This window comes from Ruminococcus albus AD2013, from assembly GCF_000526775.1.
GTDB lineage: Bacteria > Bacillota > Clostridia > Oscillospirales > Ruminococcaceae > Hominimerdicola > Hominimerdicola alba_A.
In genome coordinates this window covers 1,516,060-1,527,636 of sequence record NZ_JAGS01000001.1, presented here as the reverse complement: position 1 = coordinate 1,527,636, position 11,577 = coordinate 1,516,060, and the positions used below count along the sequence as shown (strand labels likewise).

Genomic DNA, 11,577 nt, shown 5'->3' with positions numbered 1-11,577 from the left:
TTCATTATAGGATGTGTTAAGCTATGAATGGCTCGTTTAGTGACGATGGTTGGTTTGCGACTACGAAAACGATATCGCCGATAAGTCAGAAATTCCGAATTTGCGAAATAATTAATAATTATAACTTTTGAAAGACCTCACCCGAAAACAGTTGTTATCAACCGTATGCTCACTTTGAAAGTATAGTATTTATCAGATGTGCTCCTGTCTTGAGATAGTCTGTATTTTGTATTCCGACTGTTAAAATGTTTTTAATTCCATTGACAATCCGCAATCGATATTGTATAATAATTATATAACATTGATTATAATAGCATCATGTCGGGTCGATTAATGTTTTTTGAAGAAAAATAAACTTTGTACAGTGTTTTGGTGACATAGATACGGAGGAAATATAGTATGGCATTTGAGATAGAAAATGGCGTTCTTGTTGGATATATTGAAGAAGATGGCGTTTCTGATATAGTAGTTCCCGATGGCGTTGTCGAGATCGGTGAAGCCGCTTTCGGCGGATGCAGCACTCTCAGACATATCAAACTTCCCGATGGTCTTCAGATCATCGGCGACTATGCTTTCGGCTGCTGCCGTCATCTAAGGACGGTAAATATCCCCGATACAGTAAAGTCTATCGGTGCAACTGCGTTTTTCAGCAATAAAAAGATGGAGCCGATGCCCATACCCGATAGTGTTACCGTGATCGGTGAGCACGCATTTACCGATACTTCCGTCTTTGCAGGCAAAAAGAGATATGCTGTATACGCATACCAGATGCTTGAAGATAAGGAAGATTTCTTTGAACGGGCTATAATAGAATCCGAGTCCAGCGGCGATGTTGAGTTTGCCGCCCAGAAGATGGCACATCATCTCATGGGTACAGGTGCTGTCGGCGATCTGGTCAATGAACTTGCCCTTGACGGACACCGTCCCAAGGAACTTACAGATGAAGAATATCATTACAAAGTAGCATCGATACACGCATCCAACGAAGCTTACAAGATATGGCTCATCGACGAGGATAGCTGTTCACAGTATTCCGATGATACCCTGAAAAGAATGTTCGATGATAATATGGATCACTTTATCAGACATTACTGCCATAAGTTTGTCATTGATTCCAGAAAGTGACCCTTTCAACTTCATTAAGACTTTTACAGACACTTCTGCTTTTGTGCGGAAGTGTCTTTTTGCTGAAAATTTTTGAGCCGCACTTGCATTTATTGCCATACCATGGTATAATATATGAGTATATATAAATTTCAGAGAGGTGTAATCAATGATAGAATTAAAAGAATACAGAGGTCATATCCGCAACTGGCGTCAGCTTTGCGAAGAACTTGGCATTGACAGCAGTCTGCTCCGCGCAGAAAGAGAAAAGGCTATCATAGTCAAGGCTTGCGAAAAGTGGGGCACCGAGGTCGCTGACCATCTTTACGGTATGTTCGCTTTCGCTGTTGAAAATGACGGCGAGATATTCTGCGTGCGTGACCATTTCGGCACAAAGCCTTTTTATTACTATGAGACAGCTGATGGAAGACTCCTTTACGGCACAACTATCCGCCGCATAATTGAGCAGGAGGGCTTTGTCAAGGAGCTCAATGAGAAAATGCTCCAGATATATATGACCCTCACCTATGTTGCAGGCGAGGACACTTTCTTCAAGGGCGTAAAGAAGCTCATGCCCGGACATTATCTTGTACATAAAAACGGACAGACAAAGATAACCCGCTACTGGCACCCCGAGTTCCATCCCGACGAAAGCAAGTCTCTTGAAGACTGGGCAGATGAGATACACACAACGATCAAGAATATCTTCCCCGAGGTAAAGGAAGACGGCGAAACTGCCGAGAGCTTCCTTTCGGGCGGCGTAGATTCTTCCTATGTGCTGGCTATGTCCGATGCTCAGGTGACAGATTCCTGCGGCTATGATGACGAGCGCTTCGATGAGAGCGGACTTGCAAAGCAGACAGCTGATATCCTTGGCAGAAAGAACAACCGCTGCAAGATAACTCCCGAGCAGTATTTCGATATCGTCCCCTACGTTATGTACAACATGGAGCAGCCTCTGGGTGACGCTTCCGCGATAGTATTCGCCATTGCCTGCAAGGCAACTGCCGAGCATACAAAGCTCTGCTATTCGGGCGAGGGTGCAGATGAATTCTTCGGCGGATACAATATGTACCGAAACGCCGAAAGATACGGCGATAACCTCAAGACCTTCTACGTTGGCAATACCAATATCATGAAGGAGGAGGAAAAGCAGCGCATACTCAAGCACTACGACCCGAATTATCTGCCCATCGACCTTGTGAAGTATATCTACGACGAGACCGAGGGTCTTGACCCGCTTTCAAAAATGTCAGATGTTGATATACAGATATGGCTGGAGGGTGACATCTACCTCAACGTTGACAAGATGAGCGAAGCCGCAGGTCTGGAGATAAGAATGCCCCTGACCGACAGGAGAGTATTCGATATAGCATCACGTATGCCCTCACGCTTCAAGGTGAACGAGGAACAGAACAAGGTTGCATTCCGTACCGCAGCATCAAAGGTTCTTCCCGAGGAGATAGCATTCCGCAAGAAGCTGGGCTTCATCGTGCCTATCCGTATATGGCTGGCTGATGAGCGCTACAATGCCGATGTCAGGGCGAAGTTCAACAGCGATATGGCAGCTAAGTTCTTTGACCTCGATGAGATCAACGCTATATTTGCAGATTACATAGGCGGAAATTCCGATAACTGGCGTAAGATCTGGACGATCTACACATTCCTTGTATGGTATGAGGAATATTTCGTAAAAAGATAAGTGTAAATAGTTTGTAAACGGAGTATTACTAAATACTCCGTTTGCTTATTTTTCTCGGAAATAAAGCCGTTTCAGCATTCTGGAATCTCTAAAAAAAATCTGAAAAAAGTGCTTGACAAATCGGTGCTGATATGCTATAATAATTAAGTCGTCGGGGTGTGGCGCAGGTGGTAGCGCGCTACCTTGGGGTGGTAGAGGCCGTGGGTTCAAGTCCCGTCACTCCGACCAGACTAAAAAACAGACCGCTCATTTTGGGCGGTCTTGTTATATCGAGGTGTGGCTCAGTTTGGTAGAGCGCTACGTTCGGGACGTAGAAGTCGCGTGTTCAAATCACGTCACCTCGATTCAACTAATTTAATATAAACGATTCGTCGGGGTGTGGCGCAGGTGGTAGCGCGCTACCTTGGGGTGGTAGAGGCCGTGGGTTCAAGTCCCGTCACTCCGACCAAAACCGTTGCGGTATTTGATACAATTATCGAGTGCGCAACGGTTTATTTTTTACGGAATAATTAAAATATCTCAGGAGGGGCAATAATGAACAACCCACAACTGATAGAAATATTACGGGAAAGATTTATCAAAAATGCAGCGTTACATTCGGGCATAGATTTTGAAACGATTATAGGCAGACTCACGCCCAAAGTTCTTGAATCTTTAAAATATATGGAAGAATCGGGCGGAGAGCCGGATATTATTGCCTACGATAAATCGGAAGACAAATATATTTTCTTCGACACTTCAAAAGAATCGCCGATCGGCAGACGTAGTTATTGTTACGACGATGAAGCGCTGAATTCAAGAAAAGCAAACAAGCCTTTTTCTTCGGCAATGAAAGAAGCTGTCGATCATTGCGTTGAAATATTAAGTGAAGAGGACTATTTCTTTCTGCAGTCGCTCGGTGATTTCGACTTAAAATCGTCCAGTTGGCTTTATACACCCGCTGAAATAAGAAACAGGGGCGGCGCCATTTTCGGCGACAAACACTTCGGAAGAACCTTTATTTATCATAACGGCGCCGAATCTTATTATTCAAGCAGAGGCTTTCGAGTAAAACTGAGGGTTTGATTCAATTATTTGCACCCGAAAGGTGCATTGTATTAATCATCAGGTGCAGATACAGTAAAAGACCGTCCATAGTGGGCGGTCTTTTTGTATATGGATCAATTCAGCATCATAAAGGGATAATTCTTTGAAAAACAGGAGAAATAAAGATGATATTAAATAATAACTATTCGTACAGACCCGATGAAGAAAGATTAAGTAGAATTGAAAAAATATGGGGTGTTAGATTACCTGAGGAAATCCGTATATTATTAATGGAGGATAATGGTGGCGTTCCTGAAAAAAGAAATTTTCCATGTGGAAAAAGAACTCGTATGATCGTGAGATTCCTCTGTATAAAAGAAAAGGGTACTGATGAGGATTATGCTTGGTATGATATTAATGTAGTTCTTACACAATTGGAAGAAAGAATAATATCTGATCCCGATTTAGTAGGATATGAGATCATTCCGATTGCTGAGCTGTTTGCTGGCGATTATTTATGCCTTGATTACAGAGAATCTGATACTCCTACTGTATGTGTATGGCTTCACGAAGAGTCTGAGGAATGGAATCCTGTGACTGAAAAAGTCGCAGATAGTTTTTCAGAATTTATGGATATGCTTTCTGAATAAGCATAAAACATGAAAGGAAATTGACGATTTTGCCGCCGCACGCTCGTGACTTTAGTCATGAGTTAGGCGGCATTTCTAGACATTCTGTTGTGCATGGTCGAGGGTATGTATATTCATTGTAATACCATATCGTAAGAGCTACCAAATACAGGAAGTCTTGATCATATACTTCGTCTTGTAAACTGTAAGCCTCACTTAAGAATGTCAGATACTATAATTCTTAAGTGAAAGACAGCTAAGTGAGTAAGATCAGCTGTCTTTCTGCTTCTTAGATCTAAAAAAATAATTAAATTTTGATTGTGTCACGCGTGACACAATCACAGCAAAACTTTTAAGTATATATAATTTTTTATTCTTAAATAAATCTGCTATAATATATATGGAATCCATCGTATTTTGTAGCAACTGTAAGCGACAGAAGTCTTAAACAGGTAACAGATTACATTAATTCTCAAAAAACAAGTAGAAGGAGGGAGTCTGCAGTATGCAGATATATACGACATACAGCGTTAAGATCAAGCATTACAACAACATATTTAAAGATACCGTTATCGTATACAGACATGCTGTAGATTACCTTATCAGCGTTTGTCTGGATCATTGGGATAACATTGTTACATTCAAAGGGGTGAGCAGACTCACATATATTGAAACACTGATCCATGCTACAAAAGATAATCCCGATCCAATTTATGATTTTGATGCCAAATTCTATAAGATGCCAAGCTATCTGCGCCGTGGTGCTATTAACGAGGCTATAGGCAAGGTATCATCTTACAAAACCAATCTCGATAACTGGATCAAAGATCCGGTCGGAAGAGAACCATCGTATCCAAAAGCAGGTTATTCATTCCCGTCTATGTACCGTACAGTAATGTACAAACAGACCGGTGATTATACTGCCCAGATCAAAGTCTACATCCGTAATACATGGGACTGGATAACGATAAACCTTAAAAAGTCAGATATGGATTATATATACAGACATTGTCGCTTACGTAAGCAATGCGCTCCAACACTTCAAAAACGAGGCAAGGAGTGGTTTTTGGACTTTCCATTTGAAGAAAAGACCAAACTGGCAGATACATCTGTACACGAGCAGACCATTGTTGCTGTAGACCTTGGGATCAACACCGCAGCTACGGTTTCCGTAATGCGTTCAGATGGCACTATTCTTGGAAGGCATTTTTGTAAGCTTACCAAAGAAACAGACCATCTTATGCATTGTGTTAACCGTATAAAAAAAGCTCAGCAGCGTGGTAACTATAAAACACCAAGGCTTTGGGCAAAAGTCAAAGGAATCAATCACGACATTGCCACTAAAACTGCTGCCTGCATCGTAGATATAGCCGTTCTTTATAATGCAGATGTTATTGTATTTGAGCATTTAGACAAGAACGGTAAGGTCCGCGGTTCTAAAAAGCAGAAGCTCAAGCTGTGGCGCAGTCAGGAAGTTCAGTCTATTGTAACGAATAAAGCTCACAGACTAGGTATGAGAGTAAGCCATATCTGTGCATGGAATACGTCACGCCTTGCCTACGATGGCAGTGGTTTTGTACTTCGTGGTAAATTTGGTGGTTTCAATACCTATGAGCTATGCAAATTTCAAAATGGCAAGACCTACAACTGTGATCTATCTGCTTCGTATAATATAGGGGCAAGATATTTCATACGTGAAATATTAAAATCCTTGGATGAGAATTCAAGGTTGCTCATTGAGGCTAAAGTACCTCAATGCAGTAAGAGAAGCACCTGCACGTTCTCTACCTTAGTTAACCTGAATGCGGAATTTATTGCTCAAACAGCATAATTTTCTTAGTTCAGGCTGTATGGTAGAAACGTAGTCCGCCCACCTAAAGTGGGCGTGTCCGCTAGGACACTATTGGAAGCACGCGACTTTAGTCGTGTGAGGCTTCACTATGAACAAAAATAATCTAATATTTAAATCCCTCACTTGACAAAATCTGTTTTTCTGTTATAATATACCCATATAACTCAGCAAAAACCTGTCCGCAGGAGGTCACTATGAAAATAATCTGCAAAAAATGTCTGCTGGCGGATATCGACCGTGATGCTTATACCGAAAAACTCATGGAGTATATCGCCGCTGTTCCCGAGGATAAGCGCGTGGACGAGGAAGAATATCAGCGCCGACTTACACTGTGCAAACAGTGCGAACAGCTTTCAAACGGTATGTGCGCTGTCTGCGGCTGTTATGTGGAACTCCGTGCGCTGAAACCCGAACAAAGCTGTCCCGGGGAAGGCAAATACTGGTAAATAAATAGCTTTTTAACTGTTCTCTGTTTTTGCGGAGAGCAGTTTTTTATTGCCGCGAACATTTTTAGTACAGAAAATTGTACTGTATTTCATTTTTTATAAAAATCTGTTGTAATCTGAAAATAAATATGTTATAATCAATACATGGATAATTCGTGAACGAATAAGGAGGAGCACCCCTATGGAACAGAACTTCATAAAACCACCCGTGGAGATCAGATATGCCGACCAGCTGAAAGTACTGCGTGAAAACGATAATGGCAAAAAGCCCGAAAACTGGCTGCTTTCACCGAAGGCAGCACGAACTTTCATACTCGGCGGTGAGGTGGATACCCCCGAGGGCAAAGTAAAGATACCCCGCAAGTTCTACGGCAACGACGCACTCGTTGAAAGATGCATTATCACCCTTGCGGGCAGCCGCGGACTTATGCTTGTGGGCGAACCCGGCACAGCAAAGACCATGCTTTCCGAACTTCTGTCAGCCGCCTGCTGCGGTGTCAGCACCAACACAGTTCAGGGTACGGCGGGCACCACCGAGGATATGATAAAGTACAGCTGGAACTATGCCCTGCTGCTTGCAAAGGGTCCCTGCCGCGAAGCCCTCGTCCCCTCGCCACTGCTTGTTGGAATGGAGAAAGGCATATTTGCCCGCTTTGAGGAGATAACCCGTACTCCCGCCGAGATACAGGACAGCCTTATATCCGTGATGAGTGACCAGATACTCAATATCCCAGAACTGGGCGATGAGGGCCTTGTTCAGGCAAAACGCGGCTTCAATATTATTGGCACTGCCAACACCCGCGATAAGGGCGTAAACGAGATGTCGGGCGCTCTTAAAAGACGTTTCAACTTCGAGACCGTTGAACCTGTAAGCGATGTAAGTCTTGAAAAGGAGATAATTATCCGTGAAGCCGAAAACATGGCTAAGGCAGGTCATATCGACTGTCCGATAGATACCGATGTGGCAGAACTTCTGGCAGTAACTTACCACGAACTCCGTGAGGGCAAAACAGCCGAGGGCACCGTGGTTGAAAAGCCTGCCGCTGTCATGAGTACCGCGGAAGCTGTATCCGTCTATTATCAGACTATCAGCCACGCATGGTATTACGGCGACGGCACAGCGGATATGGGCATACTGACAGAGAATCTTCTCGGCGCGGTGTGCAAGGAGAATAAGGACGACCTTGAAAAGCTGAAAGCATATTTCAGAACAGCAGTCAAGGAGAAAGCGAAAAAGGTGGGCGGCGTATGGACGGAATATTCAAAGACAGCCTCTTTACTGAGATAACGGGTGAAGCAGGTGAATTTCTGAAATACGATACTTCACGCAGACTTCTGTTCTTTCCCGTAAGGCACCACAGCCCTGTTTGTTCCTATCAGCTTCTTCGTGCGATAGAGGAATTCTCACCCACAGCGGTACTGGTGGAAGGTCCCGAAAATGCCAACGACCTTATCTCCGTGCTGACCGATGAACGCACCGAACTCCCGGCGGCTTTCTACTACTTCTACAAGGATAAAAAGAAGCTTGTCAGCGAAGATGCCGAGGACTACAAGTGCTACTATCCATTCCTCTATTCCTCACCCGAATTCAACGCACTGGCAGCCGCTGCGGCAAAGGGTATCACTGCCGCATTCATCGACCTGCCTTACAGCGAGATACTCATACACACCGCAAAGGGCAAGGGTCTGCGCAAAGATGCTGAAAAGCACAGCTATACCGATGACACCCGCCTTATACGTTCTCAGTTCTACAAAAGGCTCTGTGAGAAAACAGGCATACGCAATTTTGAAGAATTCTGGGAGAAGTATTTTGAGATAGAGGGTCTTAAACTCACACCCGCCGAATTCTGCAAAAATATGCACACTTATTGCGTGCTGACACGCTCTCAGGAAAAGGATGCCGAGCTTGAAGCAGAGGGCACTCTCGCCCGCGAAAGGCATATGGCTCTTCGAATAAAAGAAGCCCTTGACAAGGGCGAAAAAGTTCTTGTGGTAACAGGCGGACTTCACAGCCTCGGGCTTGCGAAGCTGATGCATAAGGGTAATTTCAAGGCTGAAAAGCTACACAAGATGACACCTGATATTCAGGGCTCTTTCCCCACGGCTTATTCTTACGAAGCCGCAGATGCACTCCACGGCTACGCATCGGGCATGAGATGTCCCGCTTTCTATGACAGCATAATGAAGCGCATCGTAAACGGCGCAGATTCGGCGAATGTCTATAATGATGCCACCCTTGAACTGCTTATAAAGACAGCCAAGGAAAGTTCCCAAAAGGATATCCCCATATCAATAGCCGATATCACTTCCGCAGAGACCGTTATGTCAGGTCTTGCCGCTCTCAGGAACGTGAGCCAGTGCGGTCTTTCGGAACTTGCCGACGGTATCACCTCGGCGTTCATCAAGGGCGAAAAGACCATATCATCCGCAATGCCCCTTGATATAATGAAACGCCTTGCAACAGGGGATAGTATCGGGCGTATCGGCGATAAGACCCATGTACCGCCCCTTGTGGCAGACTTTGAAAAACAGTGTGATATTTTCAAACTGAAATACGCCAGCGTTATCCCGCAGGAGGCTGACGTACCTCTGTTCCTCGGTGAAAGAGGTCTTGCCCTCAGCCGATTACTGCACAGGCTGACTTATCTTGATACAGGCTTTGCTACCCTGACAAAAGGTCCCGACCTGAAACGCGGCAGGGACAGGAGCCGTGTGCGTGAGCTATGGAAATACCGCCGCACTCCGCAGGTGGACGCTTCTCTAATCGACCATACCGCCGACGGTTTCACCATTGAAGAAGCCTGCACCAATCTTGCGGCACGAGCCCTCAACGAGAACCGCCGCTGTCAGGACGCGGCACAGACCGCAATAGACTGCTTCCTCATGGGCATACCACTCACCGACCATCAGAAAGAACTGATTTATGATATAGTTTCCGAAGACGGCGATTTCTTCTCCATTGGCGAGGGTCTGCGCTGTTTCGCCAGACTCTGCGATCTGCAAAAGCTGTACGAATTTGAGGACAGTTCTTCCTTTGCCTGCCTTGAAAAATGTATGTCAAGCCTTATCCCCGCACTGCCCGCAATGGCGAATTCTCCCGAAGATAAAGCAGTTGATGTGGTGGATATCATGCGCCTGATGTACAGCCTGACAGGCAGTATGCTTGAAAGCTGGCGGGGTACTTTTGAAGAAGCGCTCCTTACTCTTGCTGGATCAAAGGACAAGACCCCCGAGATATACGGCGCGGCAATGGGTCTGCTTTATTCTCTCGACCCTACCCGCAGATGTGCCGCAGAAGAAGCCATGCGCGGATTCCTGCAAGGCTCCGAAAAGGTGCGTATGCAGGGTGCTGACTACCTTAAAGGTCTGTTCTGCACCGCAGGTGATATCGTCCTTGCCGATGATTCGTTCCTGTATATGACCGACGACCTGATAACAGGCTTTGATAGGGAAGACTACCTTGAGATACTGCCCTCAATGCGCCTTGCTTTCTCCCATTTCACACCCTCGGAGATACAGTCAATAGCAAAGGCGGTAGCGGGCATACACGGTGTTAAGGATAACGATATAATGTACGGCGATATCATAGACGAAGGCTTGTCCGAATTCGGCAGAAAGCTGGACAGTCTGATAACAGCAAAACTGAACGGAGGTGAGGGGCAGTGACGGAAGAAGAACGCAAAGAATTATCGGTGAACCGCTGGCGTCTGGTACTGGGAAGCCAGTCCGACAGAGATCTGGAATTTTCGGGCAGTGCCTCCGAACTTCATGCACTTGCCGATATGGAAGACCTCCTTGACTACCTCTACAGCCGTTCTTCGGGTGATGATGTACGCGACGAGGGCGGAAGATCCGGGGGCAGGGGAGATTCTAATCTCAGCGCCGCAAAGTGGATAACCAAAGTCCGTGAACTTTTCCCGAACAAGACAGCAGACGTACTTGAAAAGCACGCCCTTGATGAATTCCAACTTACCGAACTTCTCACCGATAAAGAAGTGCTTGAAAAGATGACCCCGAATATGGATCTTCTGAAGACCATAATGCAGCTGCGCCACCTGATGAAAGGTGAGGTGCTGGAGACCGCAAAGCGCATAGCCGCCAAGGTGGCAGAAGAACTCCGCGAAAAGCTGGAAAACAGCGTCAGACAGTCTATACTCGGCAGGATAGACCGCAACAGTTCCAGCCCTGTGCATACGGCGAGAAATCTCGATATCAAAAAGACCATACGCCGCAACCTTAAAAACTACGACAGCGAAAGCGGACAGCTGATGCTGAAAGAGATATATTTCTCCAACCGCGTAAAGCGTTACAATAATAAGACCGTCATAATCGCCGTTGATGAAAGCGGTTCGATGGTGGGATCGGTGATATACAGCGCTGTAATGGCGCAGATAATCTCAAAACTGCCCTTTGCCGAAGTCAAGCTTGTGATATTCGATACCAATATAGTCGATCTCACAGGGCAGGCAGAAGACCCTGCCGAAGTCCTCATGAGCGTACAGCTCGGGGGCGGTACTGATATAGGCAAGGCGATGTGCTACTGCGAACAGCTTATATCCTCACCCTCACAGACAGTTGTGATATGCGTCACAGACCTCTACGAGGGAGGACCTGTCAACAGGCTGATGAACGTCAGCAGGAATATCATCACAAGCGGTGCAAAGCTAAGCTATCTCACCGCACTTGATGAAGATGCCAAAGCAGCATTTGACAGGAATCTCGGTCAGCAGCTGGCAGATATGGGCGCATTCGTGGGCGCACTTACCCCCGACCAACTTGGGGATTACATAGGCAGGATATTCAGCGGGGGGTGAGCAC

At 45.6% G+C, this 11,577-nt stretch carries 9 protein-coding genes and 3 tRNA genes; all 12 read left to right on the top strand.

Features of this window, described 5'->3' with window-relative positions:
* Positions 1–399 precede the first annotated feature (399 nt).
* Positions 400–1,125, top strand: coding sequence for a leucine-rich repeat domain-containing protein (locus N773_RS0106755; RefSeq protein WP_024857079.1), 726 nt, complete (start codon positions 400–402; stop codon positions 1,123–1,125).
* 148 nt (positions 1,126–1,273) lie between these two features.
* A complete protein-coding gene (locus N773_RS0106750) occupies positions 1,274–2,806 on the top strand; it encodes an asparagine synthetase B family protein (RefSeq protein ID WP_024857078.1) in 1,533 nt (510 codons plus the stop codon).
* A 152-nt stretch (positions 2,807–2,958) separates the two neighbouring features.
* Positions 2,959–3,034: transfer RNA gene (locus N773_RS0106745), tRNA-Pro, on the top strand.
* 42 nt (positions 3,035–3,076) lie between these two features.
* Positions 3,077–3,150: transfer RNA gene (locus tag N773_RS0106740), tRNA-Pro, on the top strand.
* 28 nt (positions 3,151–3,178) lie between these two features.
* Positions 3,179–3,254, top strand: a tRNA-Pro gene (locus N773_RS0106735).
* 86 nt (positions 3,255–3,340) lie between these two features.
* Positions 3,341–3,871 carry a DUF4256 domain-containing protein gene (locus N773_RS0106730; RefSeq protein ID WP_024857077.1) on the top strand — a complete coding sequence of 177 codons (531 nt, stop codon included), beginning with the start codon at positions 3,341–3,343 and terminating at the stop codon, positions 3,869–3,871.
* A 146-nt stretch (positions 3,872–4,017) separates the two neighbouring features.
* On the top strand, positions 4,018–4,482 hold the full coding sequence (locus tag N773_RS0106725) for an SMI1/KNR4 family protein (RefSeq protein ID WP_037288903.1): 465 nt from the start codon (positions 4,018–4,020) through the stop codon (positions 4,480–4,482).
* Between the two features lie 484 nt (positions 4,483–4,966).
* Positions 4,967–6,292 carry an IS200/IS605 family element transposase accessory protein TnpB gene (locus tag N773_RS0106720; protein WP_024857075.1) on the top strand — a complete coding sequence of 442 codons (1,326 nt, stop codon included), beginning with the start codon at positions 4,967–4,969 and terminating at the stop codon, positions 6,290–6,292.
* Positions 6,293–6,507: 215 nt separating this feature from the next.
* On the top strand, positions 6,508–6,759 hold the full coding sequence (locus N773_RS0106715) for a DUF6171 family protein (protein ID WP_024857074.1): 252 nt from the start codon (positions 6,508–6,510) through the stop codon (positions 6,757–6,759).
* Between the two features lie 181 nt (positions 6,760–6,940).
* Positions 6,941–8,047, top strand: a complete 1,107-nt coding sequence (locus tag N773_RS0106710) for an ATP-binding protein (protein ID WP_024857073.1) — start codon at positions 6,941–6,943, stop codon at positions 8,045–8,047.
* Entirely contained in the window at positions 8,008–10,425 is a 2,418-nt protein-coding gene (locus N773_RS0106705; protein WP_024857072.1) for a DUF5682 family protein, read from the top strand. Before N773_RS0106710 ends, N773_RS0106705 begins: the two co-directional genes overlap by 40 nt.
* Positions 10,422–11,573: a VWA domain-containing protein gene (locus tag N773_RS0106700; protein WP_024857071.1), complete on the top strand. Its 1,152-nt coding sequence runs from the start codon at positions 10,422–10,424 to the stop codon at positions 11,571–11,573. Before N773_RS0106705 ends, N773_RS0106700 begins: the two co-directional genes overlap by 4 nt.
* Positions 11,574–11,577: the final 4 nt, after the last annotated feature.

Excerpts from the sequence above, each read along its gene's own strand:
- N773_RS0106705 (WP_024857072.1), top strand. The coding sequence starts at position 8,008 with ATGGACGGAATATTCAAAGACAGCCTCTTTACTGAGATAACGGGTGAA.
- N773_RS0106755 (WP_024857079.1), top strand. The coding sequence starts at position 400 with ATGGCATTTGAGATAGAAAATGGCGTTCTTGTTGGATATATTGAAGAA.
- N773_RS0106730 (WP_024857077.1), top strand. The coding sequence starts at position 3,341 with ATGAACAACCCACAACTGATAGAAATATTACGGGAAAGATTTATCAAA.
- N773_RS0106715 (WP_024857074.1), top strand. The coding sequence starts at position 6,508 with ATGAAAATAATCTGCAAAAAATGTCTGCTGGCGGATATCGACCGTGAT.
- N773_RS0106710 (WP_024857073.1), top strand. The coding sequence starts at position 6,941 with ATGGAACAGAACTTCATAAAACCACCCGTGGAGATCAGATATGCCGAC.
- N773_RS0106720 (WP_024857075.1), top strand. The coding sequence starts at position 4,967 with ATGCAGATATATACGACATACAGCGTTAAGATCAAGCATTACAACAAC.
- N773_RS0106725 (WP_037288903.1), top strand. The coding sequence starts at position 4,018 with ATGATATTAAATAATAACTATTCGTACAGACCCGATGAAGAAAGATTA.
- N773_RS0106750 (WP_024857078.1), top strand. The coding sequence starts at position 1,274 with ATGATAGAATTAAAAGAATACAGAGGTCATATCCGCAACTGGCGTCAG.